Below are 23,363 nucleotides of genomic sequence, written 5' to 3'. Positions count from 1 at the left end.
GTGTCAGCCCAACAGTTCGCGCAAAACCTGGGTGAACGCCCGGCCGCTTTCCTCTTCGCCGGCATGGCCCCCCTCACGTACAACCCACCGTCCGCTGACCATTACATCGCGCACCTGGCGATCGCCACCGGCAAATAGCCAGCGATTGAGGATCCCGTCGCCCTGGGCCGTCGCCAGGTACGGATCGTTGCCGTCGAGTACCAGCCAGTCGGCGCGCTTGCCGATTTCCAGGGCGCCGACCGGTTGTCCCAAAGCCTGGGCGCCACCGTCCAACGCGGCATCGAACAAGGTGCGTCCGACCATCGGCTGATCCGTGCGGTACAACCGGTTGCGCCGCTGGTCCCGCAACCGCTGGCCGTACTCAAGCCATCGCAACTCTTCCACCACGCTCAATGACACATGGCTGTCGGAACCGATCCCCAGGCGGCCGCCCTGGGCGAGGAAATCCACCGCCGGGAAAATCCCATCGCCCAGGTTGGCTTCGGTGGTCAGGCACAGGCCGGCAATCGCCCGGCTCTTGGCCATGAGGCTGACTTCCTGGGCGTTGGCGTGGGTGGCGTGGACCAGGCACCAGCGTTGGTCGACGTCTACGTTTTCGTACAGCCATTGCAGCGGGCGGGCACCGCTCCAGCCCAGGCAGTCATCGACTTCCTTTTGCTGCTCCGCGATGTGGATATGCACCGGGCAATCGCGGTCGCTCGCCGCCAGGACCTCTTGGATCTGCCCAGGAGTTACTGCACGCAACGAGTGAAAACACAAACCCAATTCCTGGGCCGGTTGCCCGGCCAGGATCGGTTGCAAGCGCGCCTGAAGCTTCAGATAGTTTTCAGTGCTGTTGATGAAGCGCCGCTGCCCGGCATTGGGCGCCTGGCCGCCAAAACCGGAGTGGCTATAGAGCACCGGCAGCAAGGTCAGGCCGATGCCGGCGGCGCTGGCGGCGTGACTGATGCGCAAGGCCAGTTCCGCCGGATCGGCGTAGGGCGCGCCATCGGTGTCGTGATGCACATAATGGAATTCGGCGACCGAGGTGTAACCGGCCTTGAGCATTTCGATGTACAGCTGCCGGGCGATAACGCCGAGTTGATCGGGACTGATTTTTCCGACGAGACGGTACATCAGGTCGCGCCAGGTCCAGAAGCTGTCGTTGGGATTGCCTGCCACTTCCGCCAGCCCGGCCATGGCCCGCTGGAAGGCGTGGGAGTGCAGGTTCGGCATGCCCGGCAGCAGCGGACCGCCCAGCCGTTCGGCGCCGTCTGCAAGGGAGTCGGCCTGGATATGAGTCAGGACGCCCTGGGCGTTGACTTCAAGGCGTACATCATTGGCCCATCCACTAGGCAGCAGCGCGCGTTCGGCAAAGAAGGCGGACATGGTTCAACCTCATCGTGCGTAATTTGTATATACATATACAGACGTTTGCCTGGCCGGTAAACTCCGGCAAGCTAGCAACCTTATTCGCAGAACAGGGAACCGCCGTGCCGACTCCGCCTGCCAAACCGCCGCTGGCCGCAAACATGGGCGACACTCCGGCGCCCTTGTACGCCCGCGTCAAACAGATGATCACCCAGCAGATCGACAGTGGAAACTGGCCGCCGCATTACCGCGTGCCGTCGGAAAGCGAGCTGGTCAGCCAGTTGGGTTTCAGCCGCATGACCATCAACCGTGCCCTGCGGGAAATGACCGCCGATGGCCTGCTGGTGCGCATGCAAGGTGTCGGCACGTTCGTGGCCGAGCCCAAGAGCCAGTCCGCGTTGTTCGAAGTGCATAACATCGCCGACGAAATCGCCTCCCGTGGTCATCGCCATACTTGCCAGGTCATCACCCTGGAAGAAGAGGCCGCCGGTTCCGAACGGGCCCTGGCCCTGGATATGCGCGAAGGCCAGAAGGTGTTCCACTCGCTGATCGTGCATTTTGAAAACGACATTCCCGTGCAAATCGAGGACCGTTTCGTCAACGCGCTGGTGGCCCCCGAATACCTCAAGCAGGACTTCACCCTGCAAACGCCCTACGCGTATCTGAACCAGGTCGCGCCGCTGACCGAAGGCGAGCATGTGGTTGAGGCAATCCTGGCCGAGCCGAGCGAATGCAAGCTGCTGCAGATCGAAAAGGGCGAGCCATGCCTGCTGATCCGCCGCCGCACCTGGTCCGGTCGTCAGCCAGTGACTGCCGCGCGCCTGATCCACCCCGGTTCCCGTCATCGTCTGGAAGGGCGTTTTCATAAATGAGCGACTTGAAGGTTTTACGCGCTGCGGATTACCCACGCATGCCGTGGAAAAACGGTGGCGGCAGCACCGAAGAAATCACCCGCGATGCCGGTACCGGCCTGGAGGGTTTCGGCTGGCGTCTGTCGATTGCCGACATCGCTGAGTCGGGGGGCTTCTCCACCTTCGCCGGTTACGAGCGGATCATCAGCGTCTTGCAGGGTGACGGCATGACCCTGAATGTCGATGGCCAGGCCACCCGGCCGTTGCGTCCACTGGACCCCTTCGCGTTCAGCGGCGAAAGCCATGTCCAATGCTCGCTGCTGGGCGGGCCGATTCGCGACTTCAACCTGATTTACGCGCCGCAGCGTTACCGCGCACGGTTGCAATGGCTGGGAGGCCAGCAGCGGTTCTTCAGCGAAGCGGGGACGGTGCTGGTGTTCAGCGCGGCTCCGGGGTTGGCGGTCAGGCTCGGTGAGTCCGACGTGAACCTGGGCCTCTACGACTGTTTGCAATTGAGTGGTAACACCGGGCTGCTGGATATCTCCACCCATGGCCAATGTTGCGTGATCGAACTGACGGCTCGCTAACTTCAGCCTGGATCCCCTGTGGCGAGGGAGCTTGCTCCCGCTGGACTGCGCAGCAGGCCCAAGTTCTTTGTTTCAGCACAAATGCTTGGGGCGGCTTCGCCACCCAGCGGGAGCAAGCTCCCTCGCCACAAAAAGCCCACCTCATTGTTCCCTCCAAGCGCACCAACTTGTTACCGAATGCCCCAGCGTGACGCAATATCACGCATTCCTGCCCGCCCCGACGCCTTCGTAAAAAACCCTCCAGAAATTTCATCCGCCTGCTAGACCCCTCTAGTCAGCGCCTTACAGCCACGCCTCGAATTATTCTTGAACACCTCACCAACAAGTTGGCCGCTTGATTGCATATGCTTGTACATACAAGTAAAGACGTATGCGTATGAGTCACCGATCTTCTACGCAACGTTCGCTAAATCGCTGCCCACTGCCCGGGCTGGTCTGGATTGATCGCTGAGGAGTTTTTGCTGTGACCGACGCTACCCGCAAACCCGAAAAATACCGTGACGTTGAAATTCGCGCCCCACGCGGTAACACGCTGACCGCCAAGAGCTGGCTGACTGAAGCACCGCTGCGCATGTTGATGAACAACCTCGACCCGGAAGTGGCAGAGAACCCCAAGGAGCTGGTGGTCTACGGTGGCATCGGCCGCGCGGCGCGCAACTGGGAGTGCTACGACAAAATCGTGGAAAGCCTGACCAACCTGAATGACGACGAAACCCTGCTGGTGCAATCCGGCAAGCCGGTCGGCGTGTTCAAGACCCACTCCAACGCGCCACGCGTACTGATCGCCAACTCCAACCTGGTGCCGCACTGGGCCACCTGGGAACACTTCAACGAACTGGATGCCAAGGGCCTGGCCATGTACGGCCAGATGACCGCCGGCAGCTGGATCTACATCGGCAGCCAGGGCATTGTCCAAGGCACCTATGAAACCTTCGTCGAAGCCGGTCGCCAGCACTACGACAACAACCTCAAGGGTCGCTGGGTCCTGACCGCCGGTCTGGGCGGCATGGGCGGTGCGCAACCCTTGGCCGCCACTTTGGCCGGTGCTTGCTCGCTGAACATCGAATGCCAACAGGTGAGCATCGATTTCCGCCTCAAGACCCGCTACGTCGACGAGCAGGCCACCGACCTGGACGACGCCCTGGCCCGTATCGAGAAATACACTGCCGAAGGCAAGGCGATTTCCATCGCGCTGTGCGGCAACGCCGCTGAAATCCTGCCGGAAATGGTCCGTCGCGGTGTACGCCCCGACATGGTCACCGACCAGACCAGCGCCCACGACCCGCTCAACGGTTACCTGCCGGCCGGCTGGACCTGGGACGAGTACCGTGCCCGGGCCAAGACCGAACCGGCTGCCGTGGTGAAGGCCGCCAAGCAATCGATGGCCGTCCACGTCAAAGCCATGCTGGCCTTCCAGAAAATGGGCGTGCCGACCTTCGACTACGGCAACAACATCCGCCAGATGGCCCAGGAAGAGGGCGTCGAAAATGCCTTCGATTTCCCAGGGTTCGTCCCGGCCTACATTCGTCCGCTGTTCTGCCGCGGTATTGGTCCGTTCCGCTGGGCCGCGCTGTCGGGCGACCCGCAAGACATCTACAAGACCGACGCCAAGGTCAAGGAACTGATCCCGGACGATGCTCACCTGCACAACTGGCTGGACATGGCTCGCGAGCGCATCAGTTTCCAGGGCTTGCCAGCGCGTATCTGCTGGGTCGGCCTGGGCCAGCGCGCCAAGCTGGGCCTGGCCTTCAACGAAATGGTGCGCAGCGGCGAGCTGTCCGCACCGATCGTGATCGGCCGTGACCACCTGGACTCCGGCTCTGTATCGAGCCCGAACCGTGAAACCGAATCCATGCAGGACGGTTCCGATGCCGTCTCCGACTGGCCGTTGCTCAACGCCTTGCTCAACACCGCCAGCGGCGCGACCTGGGTTTCGCTGCACCACGGTGGCGGCGTCGGCATGGGCTTCTCCCAGCATTCGGGGATGGTGATTGTTTGCGACGGTACCGACGAAGCGGCCGAGCGCATTGCCCGCGTGCTGCACAACGACCCGGGCACTGGCGTGATGCGCCATGCCGATGCCGGTTACCAGATCGCCATTGATTGCGCCAAGGAACAGGGGCTGAACTTGCCGATGATCACTGGCAAATAACCCAATCCCTCTGTGGGAGCGGGCTTGCTCGCGAAGGCGGTTTTACATCCGACACATGTGTTGAATGACACACCGCATTCGCGAGCAAGCCCGCTCCCACAGGGACGCGGCGCAAACGAATTCCAGAACAATCCACAGAGGTTGAACCATGGCTGTCACCAGCACACGCGCAAGCAGCAAGCCGTTGATCGAAAAACGTTCGATCGACTACATCCCGGAAGCGGAGAGACATGGTCGTCTGTTGAGCCAGTCCACCCTCTGGATGGGGGCCAACCTGCAGATCACGGCAATTGTCACCGGTGCCTTGGCGGTGGTGCTGGGCGGTGATGTGTTCTGGTCGTTGATCGGTTTGCTGATCGGCCAACTGCTCGGCGGTGGCGTCATGGCGTTGCATGCCGCCCAAGGGCCCAAGCTTGGCCTGCCGCAGATGATCTCCAGCCGGGTGCAGTTTGGTGTTTATGGCGCGGCGATCCCGATCGTGTTGGTGTGCCTGATGTACCTGGGTTTCACCGCAACCGGAACCGTGCTTTCCGGCCAGGCGCTGGGCCAGTTGTTTAGCGTCAGCGACAGTGTTGGCATCCTCATTTTTGCCAGCGTCATCGTGCTGGTCACGGTGCTCGGGTATCGGGTGATTCACTTCATTGGCCGTGTCGCCAGTGTGATTGGTGTGATTGCCTTTGTTTACCTGTTCGCTCGCCTGATCAGCCAGACGGACGTTGGCGCACTCCTGCAAATCCGCCATTTCAGCTGGAGCAGTTTCCTGCTGGCGGTGTCGCTCGCGGCCTCTTGGCAGATCGCGTTCGGCCCCTACGTGGCGGATTATTCGCGTTACCTGCCGAGCAAGACTTCCTCGGTAAAGACTTTCTTTGCCGCTGGCGCCGGTTCGGTCATCGGTGCACAGGTGGCGATGATCCTCGGTGTGTTTGCCGCCGCTTCGGCCAACGGGCAGTTCGCCGGTCATGAAGTGGCCTACATCGTTGGCCTGGGGGGTACCGGCGCCACCGCTGCGTTGCTGTATTTCAGCATCGCGTTCGGCAAGGTCACCATCTCGACGCTGAACTCCTACGGCAGCTTCATGTGCATCGCGACCATCATCAGCGGTTTTCGTGGCCACCTGAACGTAACGCGCTTGCAACGTCTGGTCTTCGTGCTGGTCATCGTCGGTACCGCGACCCTGATCGCGCTGCTCGGCCAGCATTCTTTCCTCGGCGCGTTCAAGTCTTTCATCCTGTTCTTGCTCGCATTCTTTACGCCCTGGAGCGCGATCAACCTGGTGGACTACTACTGCATCACTCGCGAGCACTATGACGTGCCGGCGCTGGCCGACCCGAGCGGTCGCTACGGTCGTTGGAATCCCCTTGGCATCAGCATCTATGTCTTCGGTGTCCTGGTTCAATTGCCGTTCATCGCCACCAAGTTCTATACCGGTCCGCTGGTGGAAGCCATGGGTGGCGTGGATATTTCCTGGATCATCGGCCTGGTGGTTCCGGCGGCGCTCTATTACGTCTGCGCCAAGAAATGGCACAGCGCTGTACCTGATCAATTGATCCTGCCGGTCGAGCAGGACGCGGTTGACGCACAACCGAGCAGGGCGGGCCGCATCCAAGCGGTCTGATGGGACGTTGACAGGGCTGGATGCCTCTTGACTGCCGTAAGCCAATTCACTGATTAGGAGCGTCACACAATGAAAACGAACAAGACCCTGCTGACCACGTTGCTTTCCATGGGCCTGCTGGCCAGTGCCGGCGCCACGCAAGCGGCGGGTTGGTGCGAGTCGGGTAAACCGGTGAAGTTCGCCGGCCTGAACTGGGAAAGCGCCATGCTGCTGACCGATGTCCTGCAAGTGGTGCTGGAAAAAGGCTACGACTGCAAGACCGACAGCCTGCCGGGCAACTCCATCACCATGGAGAACGCCCTGAGCAGCAACGACATCCAGGTATTTGCCGAAGAATGGGTCGGCCGCAGCGAAGTCTGGAACAAGGCCGAGAAGGCCGGCAAAGTGGTTGGCGTCGGCGCCCCGGTCGTGGGCGCCATCGAAGGCTGGTACGTGCCGCGCTACGTGGTTGAAGGTGACGCCAAGCGCAAGCTCGAAGCCAAGGCGCCGGGCCTGAAGAACATTGCCGACCTGGGCCAGTACGCTGCCGTGTTCAAGGACCCGGAAGAACCGTCCAAGGGCCGTTTCTATAATTGCCCGGCCGGTTGGACCTGTGAGCTGGACAACAGCGAAATGCTGAAAAGCTATGGCCTGGAAAAAACCTACACCAACTTCCGTCCAGGCACCGGCCCGGCCCTGGATGCCGCAGTGCTGTCGAGCTACAAGCGTGGCGAGCCGATCCTGTTCTACTACTGGTCGCCAACGCCGCTGATGGGCCAGGTGGACCTGGTTAAACTGGAAGAAAAACCCGGCGTGGATAAAAGCGTGAACATCAAGGTCGGCCTGTCCAAGACCTTCCACGAACAAGCCCCGGAGCTGGTAGCGGTGCTGGAAAAGGTCAACCTGCCCATCGATATCTTGAACCAGAACCTTGGACGCATGGCCAAGGAGCGGATCGAGTCGCCGAAACTGGCGAAGATCTTCCTGAAGGAACATCCTGAAGTCTGGCACGCCTGGGTAAGCGACGACGCTGCCAAGAAAATCGACGCGGCTCTGTAGGTCGAATATTTCCCGGCCAACCGTGGGGCTGGTCGGGACGTTCACCGCATCCACTTGATCGAGAGTCTCTTATGTTTCCCGAAAGTTTTACCTTCTCCATCGCCGACTGGGTCAACGGTTGGGTCGACGCTCTGGTGACCAACTATGGCGATGTGTTCCGGCAGATATCCGACACGCTGCTGTGGGCCATCGTCAACCTCGAAGGCCTGCTGCGCATGGCCCCCTGGTGGTTGATGCTGGCCATCGTCGGCGGCATCGCCTGGCATGCCACCCGCAAGGTCGTGGCCACGGCGGTGATCGTCGGCCTGCTGTTTCTGGTGGGCGCGGTGGGCCTGTGGGACAAACTGATGCAGACCCTCGCGCTGATGCTGGTCGCGACGCTGATTTCAGTGTTGATCGGCATTCCCCTGGGCATTCTTTCGGCGCGCAGCAATCGCCTGCGTTCGGTGCTGATGCCGTTGCTGGACATCATGCAGACCATGCCAAGCTTCGTGTACCTGATTCCGGTGTTGATGCTGTTCGGCCTGGGCAAGGTCCCGGCGATTTTCGCCACGGTGATCTACGCCGCGCCACCCTTGATTCGCCTGACCGACCTGGGCATTCGCCAAGTGGACGGCGAAGTGATGGAAGCCATCAACGCCTTCGGCGCCAACCGCTGGCAACAGCTGTTCGGCGTGCAACTGCCGCTGGCCCTGCCGAGCATCATGGCCGGGATCAACCAGACCACCATGATGGCCCTGTCGATGGTGGTGATCGCCTCGATGATCGGCGCCCGTGGCCTGGGCGAGGACGTGCTGGTGGGCATCCAGACCCTCAACGTCGGACGCGGCCTGGAAGCCGGCCTGGCCATCGTGATCCTCGCCGTGGTCATCGACCGCATTACCCAGGCCTATGGTCGTCCTCGGCATGAGGTGAGCAAATGAGCAACGCAGCCATCAGCAAGATCGAAGTGAAGAACGTCTTCAAGATTTTCGGCAATCGCTCCAAGGAAGCCTTGGCGCTGATCCACCAGAACAAGACCAAGGATCAGGTGCTGGCCGAAACCGGCTGCGTGGTCGGCGTAAACGATTTGTCGCTGAGCATCGGCACCGGCGAGATTTTCGTGATCATGGGCTTGTCCGGTTCCGGCAAGTCCACCCTGGTGCGCCATTTCAACCGACTGATCGACCCTACCAGCGGCGCGATCCTGGTGGACGGTGAAGACATCCTGAAACTGGACATGGACGCGTTGCGCGAATTTCGCCGGCACAAGATCAGCATGGTGTTCCAGAGCTTCGGCCTGCTGCCGCATAAAAGCGTGCTGGACAACGTCGCCTACGGCTTGAAAGTGCGCGGTGAGAGCAAGCAGGTGTGCGCCGAACGAGCGCTGCACTGGATCAACACCGTGGGGTTGAAAGGCTACGAGAATAAATATCCGCACCAACTTTCCGGCGGCATGCGTCAGCGTGTGGGCCTGGCCCGTGCCCTGGCGGCGGACACCGACATCATCCTGATGGACGAAGCCTTCAGCGCCCTCGACCCGCTGATCCGCGCCGAAATGCAGGATCAGTTGCTGGAGCTGCAAAAGACCTTGCACAAGACCATCGTCTTCATCACCCACGACCTCGACGAGGCCGTGCGCATCGGCAACCGCATCGCGATTCTCAAGGACGGCAAGCTGATCCAGGTCGGCACCCCCCGGGAAATCCTGCACTCGCCGGCGGATGAATATGTTGATCGGTTTGTGCAGCGAAGGGCAGCGGTGGTTTGAGGTTTTTTGGGTGACTGGACTGGCCTCTTCGCGAGCAAGCCCGCTCCCACATTGGAATGCGTACCCCTGTGGGAGCGGGCTTGCTCGCGAAGGCGTCGGCAAAGCTGCATCTATGTTCAGGTTGCAAGCATGAGGTTGAAGATGTCCCAGGCTGAAAAAATCGTAATCGCCGACGCCCCGTTACGTTGGCAGGATGTGGTCGCCGTCGCCCGCTTCGGCGCGGTGCTCGAGCTGTCGGCCCAGGCCTGGGCGCGGATCGACAATGCCCAGGCCATCGTGCAGCGCATCGTCGAAAGCGGCGAGCGCGCCTATGGCGTCAACACCGGCCTGGGGGCCCTGTGCAATGTCTCGCTCAAGGACGAACAGCTCAGCCAACTGTCGCGCAACACCTTACTCAGCCATGCCTGTGGCGTCGGCGCGCCGCTGGCCGATGAGCAGGTCCGGGCGATTCTCTGCGCCGCCATCCTCAACTACAGCCAGGGCAAGTCCGGCATTCATCGCCGGGTAGTGGAAGCCCTGTTGGCGCTGCTCAACCAGGGCATCACGCCACAAGTGCCGTCCCAGGGATCGGTGGGTTACCTGACCCACATGGCCCACATCAGCATCGCGCTGCTGGGCGTGGGCAACGTCAGCTATCGTGGGCAAATCGTGTCGGCACAACAGGCCCTGGCCGCCGAAGGCCTGCAAGCGGTACAGCTGGGTGCCAAGGACGGTTTGTGCCTGGTCAACGGTACGCCGTGCATGACCGGTCTCAGCTGCCTGGCCCTGGCCGATGCCACGCGACTGCTCCAATGGGCCGATGTAATCGGCGCCATGAGTTTCGAAGCCCAGCGCGGGCAGATCGCCGCGTTCGATGCCGAGATCATCGCCCTCAAGCCGCATCCGGGCATGCAACAGGTCGGGGTCAACTTGCGGGCCCTGCTGGACGGCAGCGAAGTCATCGCTTCAAGCCTGGGCATTCGCACCCAGGATGCCTTGAGCATTCGCTCGATTCCCCAGGTGCATGGCGCCGCTCGCGATCAGCTGGCCCACGCGCGGCAGCAGATCGAAACCGAACTCAACGCCGCCACCGATAACCCGCTGTTGCTGGGTACGCCGGAAAATTTCCGTGTCATGTCCCAGGCCAATCCCCACGGCCAATCGGTGGCGATGGCGGCTGATCTGCTGGCGATTGCCATGGCCGAGATCGGCTCCATCGCCGAGCGCCGTCTCGATCGCCTGATCAATCCTCATGTCAGCGGCTTGCCGGCCTTCCTGGTGGCCAATCCTGGGGTGAATTCGGGGATGATGATCGTGCAATACGTGGCGGCGTCGTTGTGTGCAGAAAATCGCCAGCTGGCGCAACCGGCCGTGCTCGACAACTTCGTCACCTCGGGCCTGCAGGAAGATCATCTGAGCATGGGCACCAACGCCGCGCTCAAGCTGCACAGGGCATTGGAAAACTGCACGCAGATCCTCGCCATCGAATATCTGCTGGCGGCCCAGGCGTTTGAATTTCTTAAAACGCAGCGCTTCGGCGCCGGCACCGATATCGCCTGGAAACTATTGCGTCAGCGCGTTCCGGCTTATGACCAGGATCGCTGGTTGGCGCCGGATATTGCCAGTGCCGCCGAAGTCCTCAAGGACCCCAATCTGCTGCGCAGCGTGTTACCGAATTTGAATTGATCAAAAAAGCGTCAGCGTGCCAAGGCGCCATCGCTCAAAAAGCGCGGGTGACGGATAACGGAACATTCCGGAGCGACTGACGGGTTAAACAACAAAACTCTCAAAAGGAGCAATAAATGACTGCCTTGAACCTGATCCCCGGCCAACTGAGCCTGGCTCAATTGCGTGACATCTACCAACAGCCGGTGACCCTCAGTCTCGACGCCAGCGCCTCGGCGCAGATCGAAGCCAGCGTCGCCTGCGTGGAACAGATTCTCGCCGAGAACCGCACCGCCTACGGCATCAACACCGGTTTCGGCCTGCTGGCCTCGACCCGCATCGCCAGCGAAGACTTGGAAAACCTGCAGCGCTCCCTGGTGTTGTCCCATGCCGCCGGCGTGGGCGAACCGATCAGCGATGCATTGGTGCGCCTGGTCATGGTGCTCAAGGTCAACAGCCTGAGCCGCGGATTTTCCGGCATCCGTCGGCAGGTGATCGATGCGCTGATCGCGCTGATCAATGCCGAGGTCTACCCGCATATCCCGCTGAAAGGTTCGGTCGGCGCTTCCGGCGACCTCGCGCCGCTGGCCCACATGTCCCTGGTGCTGCTGGGCGAAGGCAAGGCCCGCTACAAAGGCGAATGGCTGCCGGCGGTCGACGCACTGAAAGTGGCCGGCCTCGCGCCGCTGACCCTGGCGGCGAAAGAAGGCCTGGCGCTGCTCAACGGCACCCAGGTATCCACCGCGTTTGCCTTGCGTGGCCTGTTTGAAGGCGAAGACCTGTTCGCCGGCGCCCTGGCCCTGGGCAGCCTGACGGTGGAAGCGGTGCTCGGTTCGCGCTCGCCGTTCGATGCACGCATCCATGCCGCACGCGGCCAGAAAGGCCAGATCGATGCCGCCGCCGCTTACCGCGAGCTGCTGGGCGAGCGCAGCGAAGTGTCCGATTCGCACCAGAACTGCGACAAAGTCCAAGACCCGTACTCCCTGCGCTGCCAGCCGCAAGTGATGGGCGCCTGCCTGACCCAGTTCCGCCAGGCCGCCGAAGTGCTGGTGATCGAAGCCAACGCGGTGTCGGATAACCCGCTGGTATTCGCCGCCGAGGGCGACGTGATCTCCGGCGGCAACTTCCACGCCGAACCGGTGGCCATGGCCGCCGACAACATGGCGTTGGCGATTGCCGAGATCGGCTCCCTGAGCGAACGCCGGATTTCGTTAATGATGGACAAGCACATGTCGCAACTGCCGCCGTTCCTGGTGGCCAATGGCGGGGTGAACTCCGGCTTCATGATCGCTCAGGTCACTGCCGCCGCACTGGCCAGCGAAAACAAGGCGCTGTCCCATCCTCATTCGGTGGACAGCCTGCCAACGTCCGCCAACCAGGAGGACCACGTCTCCATGGCCCCAGCCGCTGGCAAGCGCCTGTGGGAAATGGCCGAGAACACCCGTGGGATCCTGGCGGTTGAATGGCTGGCGGCTTGCCAAGGCTTGGACCTGCGGGGCGGCTTGAAGACTTCCTCGAAGCTGGAACAGGTCCGTGCTCTCTTGCGGGCAGAAGTGCCGTTTTATGAAAAGGACCGGTTCTTTGCGCCGGACATCAACGCAGCCACTGAACTGTTGGCCAGTCGTTGCCTGAACGAGCTGGTCACGGCGCAATTGTTGCCGAGCCTGTAAGGGCCTCATCGCGAGCAAGCTCGCTCCCACAAGGTTTTCTGCTGTACTCAAAACCCCTGTGGGAGCGAGCCTGCTCGCGAAAGCGGTGGATCAGCTTGCATCAATGCAAAATCTGCCACCGTCTTCGCGAGCAAGCCCGCTCCCACAAGTCTTGCGCGTTCCATGTGGGAGCGAGCCTGCTCGCGATACGAACATGAATAATTCGAGGAAACCGGGATGAAAACCCTCTGGCAAAACTGCCACGCCGCCACCATGGCCCAGGGCGTCTACTCGATCATCGAAGACGCCGCCATCGTCACCCAAGGCGAGCACATTCAATGGATCGGTCCGCGTACCGAGCTGCCGACGGGCGACTACCCGGCGGTCAACGATCTCAAGGGCGCCTGGGTCACGCCGGGGCTGATCGATTGTCACACCCACAGCGTGTTTGGCGGTAACCGCAGCGGTGAATTCGAACAGCGCCTGCAAGGCGCCAGCTACGCCGAAATCGCCGCAGCCGGCGGCGGCATCGCCAGTACCGTGCGCGCCACCCGCGCTGCCAGTGAAGACGAGTTGTTCGCCAGCGCCGCCAAGCGCCTGAAAAGCCTGATGCGTGACGGCGTAACCACGGTTGAAATCAAGTCCGGCTACGGCCTGGACCTGACAAGCGAGCGCAAGATCCTGCGTGTCATCCGTCGCCTCGGCGCCGAGTTGCCGGTCAGCGTGCGCAGCACCTGCCTGGCAGCCCACGCCTTGCCGCCGGAATACGCTGATCGCGCTGATGACTACATTGAGCATATCTGCTGCGAGATGCTCCCGGCCCTGGCGGCCGAAGGCTTGGTGGACGCGGTAGATGCCTTTTGCGAATACCTGGCGTTTTCTCCGGCGCAGGTCGAGCGGGTGTTCATCACCGCGCAACGATTGGGGCTGCCGGTGAAGCTGCACGCCGAGCAACTGTCGTCGCTGCACGGCTCAAGCCTGGCGGCGCGGTACCAGGCGCTGTCGGCCGATCACTTGGAATTCATGACCGAGGACGATGCCAGGGCCATGGCCGAATCCGGCACGGTGGCGGTGTTGCTGCCGGGCGCGTTCTATTTCCTGCGTGAAACCCAACTGCCGCCCATGGACGCCTTGCGCAAGCACGGCGTGAAAATCGCCGTGGCCAGCGACCTCAACCCCGGGACGTCGCCGGCGTTGTCGCTGCGCTTGATGTTGAACATGGCTTGCACGTGTTTCCGGATGACGCCTGAAGAAGCCTTGGCCGGTGCGACAATCCACGCGGCCCAGGCCTTGGGCATGGCGGCTACCCACGGTTCGCTGGAGGCCGGCAAGGTGGCGGATTTTGTCGCCTGGCACATCGACCGGCCGGCCGACCTGTCTTACTGGCTCGGTGGTGACCTGGAAAAACGCGTCGTGCGTCACGGCGTTGAAGTCGATTGAGGAGAACACTTGTGGAAAAGGTCCTGAATTTCAAGCAAGGGCGCGTGCCGATGCTGATCAGCATGCCCCACGCCGGGCTGCGCCTGACGCCGGCGGTGCAGGCCGGGCTGATCCCCGAGGCCCAGAGCCTGCCGGACACCGACTGGCACATCCCCAGGCTTTATGAGTTCGCTGCTGAACTGGGCGCCAGCACCTTGGCTGCCGAGTATTCACGGTTCGTCGTCGATCTGAACCGTCCCGCCGATGACAAACCAATGTACGTCGGCGCCACCACCGGCTTGTACCCGGCGACCTTGTTCGATGGCGTGCCGTTGTTTCGCGAAGGGCTGGAGCCGTCGGTTGAGGAGCGGGCGACTTATCTACAACAGGTCTGGATGCCGTACCACCAAGCCTTGCAGCAGGAACTGGCGCGGCTCAAGGCTGAGTTCGGCTATGCCTTGCTGTTCGATGCGCATTCGATCCGCTCGGTGATCCCGCACCTGTTCGACGGCAAGCTGCCGGACTTCAACCTCGGTACATTCAACGGCGCCAGTTGCGACCCGGCGCTGGCCAGCCAGCTCGAAGCCATTTGTGCGCGTCACGGCGCGTACACCCATGTGCTCAACGGGCGCTTCAAAGGCGGGCACATCACGCGGCACTATGGCAATCCGGCTGAAGACATCCACGCCGTGCAGCTGGAACTGTGCCAGAGCACCTATATGGAAGAGTTCGAACCGTTCAACTACCGCGCCGACCTGGCGGAACCGACGCAGGTGGTACTCAAGGCGTTGCTCGAAGGCTTGTTGGCGTGGGGGCGGCAGACCTACAAACACTAATTTGTGGCGAGGCAGCTGTTGTGGCGAGGGAGCTTGCTCCCGCTCGAGTGCGTAGCGCTCGCAAAATCTTGGGGCCGCTGCGCAGCCCAGCGGGAGCAAGCGCCCTCGCCACAACAGCCTTCACCGCAATCAACCTGTCGCCACCGTGCAAAACCGGGTCGCCACAGGTCACTTCCACTCCCTCGGCGCTGCGTAATGTCTGTGGCACGGTGCACCAAGACACCGGCTCACAATAATCCGCTGCCGCACGAGACCCTCGCGATGAAAAGACTGTTCAAACGCTGTCTGTCGTTCCTCTGTGGTACTGCATTAATGAGCGCCGGGGCTATGGCCGCTGAGCCGGCGTCCTGCCAGGCCGTGCGCATGGGCGTGGTCAACTGGACTGACGTGATCGCCACCAGCGGCATGGCCGATGTGCTGCTCACCGGGCTGGGCTACGACAGCAAGCAGACCAGCGCCGTGCAGCAGATCATCTTTGCCGGCATCCGCGACAAGCGCCTCGACATCTTCCTGGGCTACTGGAAACCGGCGATGGACAAGAACATCGCGCCATTCCTGGCCGCCAACCAAGTGAAGGTATTGGACAAGCCAAGCCTGGCCGATGCCCAGGCGACATTGGCGGTACCCGACTATGTGGCTGCCGCAGGGCTCAAGACCTTTGCCGACATCGCGCGGTTCAAGGATCAGCTGGGTGGCAAGATCTACGGCATTGAGCCTGGGAGTGGGGCCAATACCACCATCAAGACCATGATCGAGACCAACCACTTCGGCCTCAAGGACTTCAAGCTGATCGAATCCGGTGAGGCGGGCATGCTCGCCGCGGTGCAGCGGGCGGTGAATCGCAAGGAGTTCGTGGTTTTCGTCGGCTGGACCCCACACCCGATGAACATCAACATGAACATCAGCTACCTGACCGGCAGCGAAGACGTCTACGGTCCGAACGAAGGCGCCGCAACCGTCTCCACCGTGACCGCGCCGGACTACGCCCAGCGTTGCCCGAACGTAAACCGGTTGCTGGAAAACCTGACCTTCACCGCAGCCCAGGAAAGCCAGTTGATGGTGCCGATCATGGAGCGCAAGACGCCTCAGGACGTCGCCCGGCAATGGCTGCGCGACCACCCCGAAGATCTCCAGCGTTGGCTGGCCGGTGTGACCAGCTTCGATGGCAAGGATGGCGTAGCGGCGGTCCAGGCCAGCCTCAAGCCTTGATGCAGCTTAGTGGCATCGCAGATCTATGTGGCGAGGGAGCTTGCTCCCGCTCGAGTGCGTAGCGCTCGCAAAATTTTGGGGCCGCTGCGCAGCCCAGCGGGAGCAAGCTCCCTCGCCACAAAAGCTTCTGAGCCGTTTCCTTTAAGCCCATGGGCAAAACCACAATGGCTTATCCACTCTCCCAGGCAATGTCAGCCTTCATCGCCAAAACCCTGAGCTTCAGCAGCCCGGACGACAGCCTCGCCGGCATGCGCCAGGCCTACAGCCAGATGTGCCGGGCGTTCACGCCGCCTCGTCCGCAGACGCTGGTGGTCGAGGACTTCGAGCTGGCCGCTGTGGCGGTGCGGGCCTATCACCCGCGAACGGCGGCACCGCTCCCAGGCTGGCCGTGCATCCTCTACTTGCACGGTGGCGGCTGGGTGGTGGGGGACCTGGACTCCCACGACTTCATCTGCATGGAACTGGCCGCCACTCTTGGTGCGCTGGTCGTGGCGGTGGATTATCGGCTGGCCCCGGAGCATCCGTTTCCGGCCGCTCTGGACGATTGCCTCGCGGTGTGGCGGCATCTGGCAAGTTTGCCCTTTGCCATCGACCCGCGTCGTCGGCTGGTGGCGGGGGACAGTGCCGGTGGCAATCTTGCTGCCGCGTTATGCCTGGCCTTGCGCGATGCCGGGCAAACGTTGCCTCGGGCCCAGGTGCTGATTTATCCAGCCCTTGGTGGCCCGGCCCATCTGCCGTCGCGCCGTGAATGCGCCGATGCGCCTCTATTAAGCAGCCGCGACCTTGACGACTATCACCGGCTATATCTGGGCGACGCCCCCTTGTCGCCCGGCGCCATGCCGCTGCTGGCCGATAACCTGAGCGGCCTGCCGCCGGCATGGATTGGCGTGGCGCAATGGGATCCGTTGCGCGATGACGGCGTGCTCTACAGCGAGCGGCTGAACGCCGCAGGAGCAGGCGCTGTGTTGTATGTTGGCGAAGGCCTGGTCCACGGTTGTCTACGGGCGCGGGGCCAGGTGCGCGAGGTCGATCAGATGTATCGCACACTGCTGGCGTACCTGGCTGACACGCTTTGACTGCGCAGGGGACATGCTCATTGATGTCGTTCGGGTTTATGATGCCGGACGGCAGACTAAATAGAAGTCCCCACAGGGATGACTCGACCCCTTACGGAGCGCGCAATGCAGACTTTGTACCCGCAGATCAAACCCCATGCCCGGCACGATCTGGCTGTCGATGACACCCACACGCTCTATGTCGATGAAAGCGGCTCCCCGGAAGGCTTGCCGGTGGTGTTCATTCACGGCGGCCCGGGTGCCGGCTGCGATGCGCAGAGTCGTCGCTACTTCGATCCGAACCTGTACCGCATCGTCACCTTCGACCAGCGTGGCTGTGGTCGCTCCACCCCCCATGCCAGCCTGGAAAACAACACCACCTGGGATCTGGTCGAAGACCTGGAGCGTATCCGCAAGCACCTTGGCATCGAGAAATGGGTGCTGTTTGGCGGTTCCTGGGGTTCGACCCTGGCCCTGGCCTACGCCCAGACCCACCCGGAGCGGGTACACGGCCTGATCCTGCGGGGGATCTTTCTTTGCCGCCCGCAGGAAATCGAGTGGTTCTACCAGGCCGGTGCCAGTCGCCTGTTTCCCGACTACTGGCAGGACTATATCGCGCCGATCCCGCTGGACGAACGCGACGACCTGCTCAGCGCCTTCCACAAGCGCCTGACCGGTAACGACCAGATCGCCCAGATGCACGCGGCCAAGGCCTGGTCCACCTGGGAAGGCCGGACCGCGACCCTGCGCCCGAACCCGCTGGTGGTCGACCGCTTCTCCGAGCCGCAGCGCGCGTTGTCGATCGCCCGGATCGAATGCCACTACTTCACCAACAACGCTTTCCTCCAGCCGAACCAGCTGATTCGCGACATGGGCAAGATCGCCCATCTGCCGGGCGTCATCGTGCACGGTCGCTACGACGTTATCTGTCCGCTGGACAATGCCTGGGAATTGCACCAGAACTGGCCCAACAGTGAACTGCAAGTGATCCGCGACGCCGGCCACGCCGCCTCGGAGCCAGGCATTACCGATGCACTGGTGCGCGCCGCAGCGCAAATGGCCCGGCGCCTGCTCGACCTGCCGCCCGAAGAAGCATGAAGGGGCTGCTGCAACGGGTCAGTGGCGCCCGGGTCGAAGTGTCGGGCGAAATCGTCGGCGCCATAGACCAGGGCCTGCTGGTGCTGGTGGCAGTCGAGCCTGGGGATACCCGGGCCATCGCCGACAAACTCCTGCATAAACTGCTTAACTATCGGGTATTCAGTGACGCCGACGACAAGATGAACCTGTCCTTGGCGGATGTAGGCGGTGGGTTGCTGCTGGTGTCGCAGTTCACCCTGGCGGCGGACACCAAAAGCGGTTTGCGCCCCAGCTTTTCGACGGCCGCACCTCCGGCCTTGGGCGAGGAGTTGTTCGACTATCTCGTAAACCAGGCGAAACAGGTGCATGGCACTGTGGCATCAGGTAGATTCGGCGCCAACATGCAAGTGCATCTGGTCAACGACGGCCCGGTAACCTTCCTGTTACAGGCCTGAAAGCGTTTGAAACAACTTTTCGGTTCTGTTTCGAGGCTAAACAGGGAGTTTTCTCGATAAATACTTTGCTACGCCTGATGCGTTGTCACGCGGCCTACTAGATAATCGCGCGCTACGGGGGATCAGCGTCCGCTGGTCCATTTGACTTAGGTAGAGACTTGTCCTGGACCCTTTGGGGAATCATTTTGTCCCATAGGAGTCGGAACAATGCTCGCCAACTTGGCAAGAGTGTTCCGCAAGATCGGTTTTTCAATGCCGATACCTTGCAGATACTTTATCTGGCCGTTGGTTTTTTGATCTGTTTTCGGCGAGGGTTGCTCGTGATTGTTAGTCCCTGTAATGCACCAAAAATGACTGCCAAACGGTTTAGAAACGCTCTGGTAGCGGGCTCGGCCCTGTTTTGCCTGTTCGGCGCGGGCCAACTGTGGGCATTCAGCCTGGATGATGTATCGGCGAAGGCTCAAGAACTGGCCGGGCAAAAATACGAAGCCCCGCGCAGCAATCTGCCGAACGAATTCCGCGAAATGAAATTCGCTGACTATCAAAAAATCCGTTTCCGCACCGAAAAAGCCGAATGGGCCGACCAGAAGACGCCTTTCAGGCTGTCCTTCTATCACCAGGGCATGCATTTCGACACGCCGGTGAAAATCAACGAAATCACCGCGACGACCGTCGAAGAGATCAAGTACGACCCTTCGCGCTTTGATTTCGACGATGTGAAATTCGATCCAAAGGCCACTGAGCAGTTGGGCTACGCGGGTTTCCGCGTGTTGTACCCGATCAACAAGGCCGACAAACAGGACGAAATCATGACCATGCTGGGCGCGAGCTACTTCCGCGTCATCGGCAAGGGCCAGACCTACGGTTTGTCCGCCCGTGGCATGGCCATCGATACCGCGTTGCCATCCGGTGAAGAATTCCCACGTTTCCGCGAATTCTGGATCCAGCGCCCGAAACCGACCGACAAGCATCTGGTGATCTTCGCCCTGCTGGATTCGCCACGGGCCACCGGCGCCTATCGCCTGACCCTGCGTCCGGGTACCGATACCGTTGTCGACGTGAAGTCGCGCATGTTCCTGCGTGATCGCGTCACCAAGCTCGGCGTTGCCCCGTTGACCAGCATGTACCTGTTCGGCGCCAACCAACCATCCAAGGTGCTGAACTACCGTCGCGAACTGCATGATTCCAGCGGCCTGTCGATCCATGCCGGCAATGGCGAATGGATCTGGCGTCCGCTGAACAATCCAAAACACCTGGCCGTGAGCAACTTCTCGGTGGAAAACCCGCGCGGTTTCGGCCTGCTGCAACGCGGCCGCGATTTCAGCCACTACGAAGACCTCGACGACCGCTACGACAAGCGTCCAAGTGCCTGGATCGAACCGAAAGGCGATTGGGGCAAGGGCACCGTCGACCTGGTAGAAATTCCGACCGCTGACGAAACCAACGACAACATCGTTGCGTTCTGGAGCCCGGAAAAACTGCCTGAGCCAGGCCAGCCGCTGGACTTCAGCTACCGCCTGCACTGGACCCTCGACGAAGCCAGCCTGCATTCGCCGGACAGTGCCTGGGTCAAGCAGACCCTGCGTTCCACTGGCGACGTGAAGCAGTCCAACCTGATTCGCCAGCCGGACGGCAGCGTCGCCTACCTGGTGGATTTCGAAGGACCTTCGCTGCAAGCCCTGCCGGAAGACGCCGATGTGCGTAGCCAGGTGAGCATCGGCGAAAACGGCGAGATCGTCGAGAATAGTGTGCGCTACAACCCTGAAACCAAGGGCTGGCGCCTGACCCTGCGCCTGAAGATCAAGGACTCGAAACAGGCCACTGAAATGCGCGCGGCGCTGGTCCGCCCATTGACGCCTGTCGAAGCCCCGGCCGCCTCGCACTCCGTGACCACGACCCTGGCCAAGGCCGATAAAGTCGCCCGGCAGCAGACCGAAAAAGAACTCGCGAACGAAAAAGCGAAAGACGACGCCAAGGCCGTCAAGGCGGCGGACGCCGCTGTTGAACCGACCCCAACCCAGCAGGAACCGGAACCGACTGAACAAGTCCTGACCGAGACCTGGAGCTATCAGTTGCCAGCCGATGAGTAATACTCCAGTACAGCCAGAGACGCTCAGCGAGTACCTGGCCCATTTGCCCATGACCGACCAGCAGCGCGCCGAACTGGCGGGCTGCTCGTCCTTCAGTGAGTTGCACGAGCGCCTTTCGTCTTCGACTTTCGACGCTCCTGCCGAGGCGGCACAAGCCTCGGTGGGTCGTCGCTTGACCCTGAGCACTGCCGAAGAGCTCGAGGACGCCGAAATGCTGGCGGTCGATGCCAATGGCCGCGTGTGCCTGAAGGCGACTCCGCCGATTCGCCGGACCAAGGTCGTGCCGGAGCCCTGGCGCACCAATATCCTGGTGCGCGCCTGGCGGCGCCTGACCGGTCGCACCAACCCGCCGAAACCGCCCAAGGATGAACGCGTGCTGCCCCATGCACGCTGGCGTACCGTCGGTTCGACCCGTCGCTACATCCTGCTGATCCTGATGCTCGGCCAGACCATCGTCGCCGGCTGGTACATGAAAGGCATAATGCCGTACCAGGGCTGGTCGTTCGTCGACCTGGACGAAGTCCTGCATCAGCCGCTGCTGCAAACCGCCACCCAAGTGCTGCCCTATGCCTTGCAAACCAGCATCCTGATTCTGTTCGGGATCCTGTTCTGCTGGGTGTCGGCGGGTTTCTGGACCGCGCTGATGGGCTTCCTGGAACTGCTCACCGGTCATGACAAATACCGCATTTCCGGTGCCAGCGCCGGTAACGAGCCGATTCCCAAAGAGGCCCGCACCGCGTTGGTGATGCCGATCTGCAACGAAGACGTGCCGCGGGTTTTCGCCGGCCTGCGCGCGACCTTCGAGTCGGTGGCCGCCACTGGCGACCTGGATCGCTTCGACTTCTTTGTCCTCAGCGACAGTAACGAAACCGATATCTGCGTCGCCGAACAGCAGGCCTGGCTGGATGTCTGCCGGGAAACCGGGGGCTTCGGCAAGATCTTCTATCGCCGCCGTCGCCGCCGTGTGAAACGCAAGAGCGGTAACCTCGACGACTTCTGCCGTCGCTGGGGCAGCGACTACAAGTACATGGTCGTGCTCGACGCCGACAGCGTCATGAGCGGTACATGCCTGACCAGCCTGGTGCGCCTGATGGAAGCCACGCCGGACGCCGGCATCATCCAGACCGCGCCACGTGCCTCGGGCATGGACACGCTGTATGCACGCATGCAGCAGTTCGCCACACGGGTATACGGTCCGCTGTTTACTGCGGGCCTGCACTTCTGGCAGTTGGGCGAATCCCACTACTGGGGCCACAACGCAATCATTCGCATGAAGCCGTTCATCGACCACTGCGCCTTGGCGCCGTTGCCGGGTAAAGGAGCGTTCTCCGGGGCAATCCTGTCCCACGACTTCGTCGAGGCGGCGTTGATGCGTCGGGCTGGCTGGGGCGTCTGGATTGCCTACGACCTGCCGGGCAGCTACGAAGAACTGCCGCCAAACCTGCTGGACGAACTCAAACGTGACCGTCGCTGGTGCCACGGTAACCTGATGAACTTCCGCCTGTTCCTGGTCAAGGGCATGCACCCGGTGCACCGTGCAGTGTTCCTGACGGGCGTGATGTCTTATCTGTCGGCACCGTTGTGGTTCTTCTTCCTGGTGCTGTCCACCGCGCTGCTGGCGGTGAATACGCTGATGGAGCCGCAGTACTTCCTTGAACCGCGCCAGCTTTATCCGTTGTGGCCGCAATGGCATCCGGACAAGGCCATCGCCCTGTTCTCGACCACCATTGTCCTGCTGTTCCTGCCCAAGCTGTTGAGCATCGTGCTGATCTGGGCCAAGGGTGCGAAGGAGTTTGGCGGCAAGTTCAAGGTGACGCTGTCGATGCTGCTGGAGATGTTGTTCTCCATGTTGCTGGCGCCGGTGCGGATGATCTTCCACACCCGTTTCGTGCTCGCCGCGTTCCTGGGCTGGGCCGCGACCTGGAACTCGCCGAAACGCGATGACGATTCCACACCATGGAGCGAAGCGGCCAAGCGCCACGGTCCGCAAACCCTGCTGGGCTTCTTCTGGGCCTTGCTGGTGATCTGGCTGAACCCCAGCTTCCTGTGGTGGCTGGTGCCGATCGTCGGGTCGCTGATACTGTCGATCCCGGTGTCGGTCATCTCCAGCCGCGTTGGCCTGGGCTTGAAGTCCCGTGATGAAAGCCTGTTCCTGATTCCCGAGGAATACGCACCGCCACAGGAATTGTTGTCGACGGACCAGTACACCCATGAAAACCGTTGGCACGCGCTGAATGACGGCTTCATCCGGGCGGTGGTCGATCCACAACAGAACGCCTTGGCATACGCATTGGCCACTTCGCGTCACGGCAAGGCCGAGCCGATTGAATGGCTGCGGGTCGAACGTGTTCGTCACGCCTTGAAGGCTGGCCCTGCCGGTCTCAACAATGCCGAGCGCCTGGCGCTGCTGAGCGATCCGGTGGCCCTGTCCCGCCTGCATGAGCAGGTCTGGGCCGAGGCACATCCGGAGTGGCTGGCGGCGTGGCGTGAGTCGGTAAAGGCTGACCCTCACGCGCCATTGCTACCGCTTCAGCCCGTGGGCGTACAGCCTCAACTGGCCTGATACACAAAAAGCCCCGCTTCTGA

Annotated in this window: 18 protein-coding genes; 17 read left to right on the top strand and 1 reads right to left on the bottom strand. The window is 61.7% G+C overall.

The features are described from left to right. Positions 1–3: 3 nt before the first annotated feature. Positions 4–1,368 carry a formimidoylglutamate deiminase gene (locus AD663_RS26125; RefSeq protein ID WP_053214782.1) on the bottom strand — a complete coding sequence of 455 codons (1,365 nt, stop codon included), beginning with the start codon at positions 1,366–1,368 and terminating at the stop codon, positions 4–6. A gap of 143 nt (positions 1,369–1,511) precedes the next feature. Here AD663_RS26125 and hutC point away from each other — a divergent pair, with 143 nt between their 5' ends. The 17 genes from hutC to mdoH all read left to right on the top strand — a co-directional run bounded on the left by hutC (position 1,512) and on the right by mdoH (position 23,340). Next, positions 1,512–2,222 (top strand): histidine utilization repressor, encoded by a 711-nt coding sequence (hutC, locus tag AD663_RS26120; protein WP_172680643.1) that lies wholly within the window; start codon positions 1,512–1,514, stop codon positions 2,220–2,222. After that, positions 2,219–2,788 carry a HutD family protein gene (locus AD663_RS26115; protein WP_003186709.1) on the top strand — a complete coding sequence of 190 codons (570 nt, stop codon included), beginning with the start codon at positions 2,219–2,221 and terminating at the stop codon, positions 2,786–2,788. The genes hutC and AD663_RS26115 overlap by 4 nt, the downstream gene beginning before the upstream one ends. A gap of 463 nt (positions 2,789–3,251) precedes the next feature. Then, the gene (gene hutU, locus AD663_RS26110) at positions 3,252–4,940 is read left to right on the top strand and encodes a urocanate hydratase (protein ID WP_003186708.1); all 1,689 of its coding nucleotides are present in this window, start codon (positions 3,252–3,254) and stop codon (positions 4,938–4,940) included. A gap of 148 nt (positions 4,941–5,088) precedes the next feature. Next, positions 5,089–6,555 carry a cytosine permease gene (locus tag AD663_RS26105; protein ID WP_053214780.1) on the top strand — a complete coding sequence of 489 codons (1,467 nt, stop codon included), beginning with the start codon at positions 5,089–5,091 and terminating at the stop codon, positions 6,553–6,555. Between the two features lie 69 nt (positions 6,556–6,624). Beyond that, complete coding sequence (locus AD663_RS26100) at positions 6,625–7,593, top strand: ABC transporter substrate-binding protein (RefSeq protein ID WP_003186706.1); 969 nt, start codon at positions 6,625–6,627, stop codon at positions 7,591–7,593. Between the two features lie 71 nt (positions 7,594–7,664). Continuing rightward, positions 7,665–8,516, top strand: coding sequence for a proline/glycine betaine ABC transporter permease (locus AD663_RS26095; RefSeq protein ID WP_003186705.1), 852 nt, complete (start codon positions 7,665–7,667; stop codon positions 8,514–8,516). Further along, on the top strand, positions 8,513–9,343 hold the full coding sequence (locus tag AD663_RS26090) for a glycine betaine/L-proline ABC transporter ATP-binding protein (protein ID WP_003186704.1): 831 nt from the start codon (positions 8,513–8,515) through the stop codon (positions 9,341–9,343). The genes AD663_RS26095 and AD663_RS26090 overlap by 4 nt, the downstream gene beginning before the upstream one ends. A gap of 141 nt (positions 9,344–9,484) precedes the next feature. Next, complete coding sequence (hutH, locus tag AD663_RS26085) at positions 9,485–11,008, top strand: histidine ammonia-lyase (protein WP_053214779.1); 1,524 nt, start codon at positions 9,485–9,487, stop codon at positions 11,006–11,008. 116 nt (positions 11,009–11,124) lie between these two features. After that, complete coding sequence (gene hutH, locus AD663_RS26080; protein WP_003186702.1) at positions 11,125–12,657, top strand: histidine ammonia-lyase; 1,533 nt, start codon at positions 11,125–11,127, stop codon at positions 12,655–12,657. 216 nt (positions 12,658–12,873) lie between these two features. Beyond that, complete coding sequence (gene hutI / locus AD663_RS26075; protein ID WP_053214778.1) at positions 12,874–14,076, top strand: imidazolonepropionase; 1,203 nt, start codon at positions 12,874–12,876, stop codon at positions 14,074–14,076. 11 nt (positions 14,077–14,087) lie between these two features. Continuing rightward, complete coding sequence (gene hutG, locus AD663_RS26070) at positions 14,088–14,891, top strand: N-formylglutamate deformylase (protein WP_053214777.1); 804 nt, start codon at positions 14,088–14,090, stop codon at positions 14,889–14,891. Between the two features lie 261 nt (positions 14,892–15,152). Then, the gene (locus tag AD663_RS26065) at positions 15,153–16,100 is read left to right on the top strand and encodes a choline ABC transporter substrate-binding protein (protein WP_053214776.1); all 948 of its coding nucleotides are present in this window, start codon (positions 15,153–15,155) and stop codon (positions 16,098–16,100) included. 164 nt (positions 16,101–16,264) lie between these two features. Next, on the top strand, positions 16,265–17,176 hold the full coding sequence (locus AD663_RS26060) for an alpha/beta hydrolase (RefSeq protein ID WP_053214854.1): 912 nt from the start codon (positions 16,265–16,267) through the stop codon (positions 17,174–17,176). 105 nt (positions 17,177–17,281) lie between these two features. After that, positions 17,282–18,253: a prolyl aminopeptidase gene (pip, locus tag AD663_RS26055; protein ID WP_003186695.1), complete on the top strand. Its 972-nt coding sequence runs from the start codon at positions 17,282–17,284 to the stop codon at positions 18,251–18,253. Beyond that, positions 18,250–18,687, top strand: a complete 438-nt coding sequence (gene dtd / locus AD663_RS26050) for a D-aminoacyl-tRNA deacylase (RefSeq protein ID WP_003186693.1) — start codon at positions 18,250–18,252, stop codon at positions 18,685–18,687. Before pip ends, dtd begins: the two co-directional genes overlap by 4 nt. A 350-nt stretch (positions 18,688–19,037) precedes the next feature. Then, positions 19,038–20,777, top strand: a complete 1,740-nt coding sequence (locus tag AD663_RS26045) for a glucan biosynthesis protein G (RefSeq protein WP_371261247.1) — start codon at positions 19,038–19,040, stop codon at positions 20,775–20,777. Beyond that, a complete protein-coding gene (gene mdoH, locus AD663_RS26040; protein ID WP_003186690.1) occupies positions 20,770–23,340 on the top strand; it encodes a glucans biosynthesis glucosyltransferase MdoH in 2,571 nt (856 codons plus the stop codon). Before AD663_RS26045 ends, mdoH begins: the two co-directional genes overlap by 8 nt. Positions 23,341–23,363: the final 23 nt, after the last annotated feature.

The organism is Pseudomonas sp. Q12-87 (assembly GCF_001269755.1).
Taxonomy (GTDB): domain Bacteria; phylum Pseudomonadota; class Gammaproteobacteria; order Pseudomonadales; family Pseudomonadaceae; genus Aquipseudomonas; species Aquipseudomonas fluorescens_S.
The sequence above is the reverse complement of the archived record's forward strand: the minus strand, read 5'-3'. Positions and strand labels throughout refer to the sequence as shown.

What these genes read in the sequence shown, in the direction of transcription:
- AD663_RS26095 (WP_003186705.1), top strand. Translation starts at nt 7,665, where the DNA reads ATGTTTCCCGAAAGTTTTACCTTCTCCATCGCCGACTGGGTCAACGGT.
- AD663_RS26090 (WP_003186704.1), top strand. Translation starts at nt 8,513, where the DNA reads ATGAGCAACGCAGCCATCAGCAAGATCGAAGTGAAGAACGTCTTCAAG.
- AD663_RS26125 (WP_053214782.1), bottom strand. Translation starts at nt 1,368, where the DNA reads ATGTCCGCCTTCTTTGCCGAACGCGCGCTGCTGCCTAGTGGATGGGCC.
- hutH (WP_003186702.1), top strand. Translation starts at nt 11,125, where the DNA reads ATGACTGCCTTGAACCTGATCCCCGGCCAACTGAGCCTGGCTCAATTG.
- AD663_RS26060 (WP_053214854.1), top strand. Translation starts at nt 16,265, where the DNA reads ATGGCTTATCCACTCTCCCAGGCAATGTCAGCCTTCATCGCCAAAACC.
- hutI (WP_053214778.1), top strand. Translation starts at nt 12,874, where the DNA reads ATGAAAACCCTCTGGCAAAACTGCCACGCCGCCACCATGGCCCAGGGC.
- AD663_RS26100 (WP_003186706.1), top strand. Translation starts at nt 6,625, where the DNA reads ATGAAAACGAACAAGACCCTGCTGACCACGTTGCTTTCCATGGGCCTG.
- AD663_RS26045 (WP_371261247.1), top strand. Translation starts at nt 19,038, where the DNA reads ATGACTGCCAAACGGTTTAGAAACGCTCTGGTAGCGGGCTCGGCCCTG.
- AD663_RS26105 (WP_053214780.1), top strand. Translation starts at nt 5,089, where the DNA reads ATGGCTGTCACCAGCACACGCGCAAGCAGCAAGCCGTTGATCGAAAAA.
- AD663_RS26115 (WP_003186709.1), top strand. Translation starts at nt 2,219, where the DNA reads ATGAGCGACTTGAAGGTTTTACGCGCTGCGGATTACCCACGCATGCCG.
- hutH (WP_053214779.1), top strand. Translation starts at nt 9,485, where the DNA reads ATGTCCCAGGCTGAAAAAATCGTAATCGCCGACGCCCCGTTACGTTGG.
- pip (WP_003186695.1), top strand. Translation starts at nt 17,282, where the DNA reads ATGCAGACTTTGTACCCGCAGATCAAACCCCATGCCCGGCACGATCTG.
- dtd (WP_003186693.1), top strand. Translation starts at nt 18,250, where the DNA reads ATGAAGGGGCTGCTGCAACGGGTCAGTGGCGCCCGGGTCGAAGTGTCG.
- mdoH (WP_003186690.1), top strand. Translation starts at nt 20,770, where the DNA reads ATGAGTAATACTCCAGTACAGCCAGAGACGCTCAGCGAGTACCTGGCC.
- hutC (WP_172680643.1), top strand. Translation starts at nt 1,512, where the DNA reads ATGGGCGACACTCCGGCGCCCTTGTACGCCCGCGTCAAACAGATGATC.
- AD663_RS26065 (WP_053214776.1), top strand. Translation starts at nt 15,153, where the DNA reads ATGAAAAGACTGTTCAAACGCTGTCTGTCGTTCCTCTGTGGTACTGCA.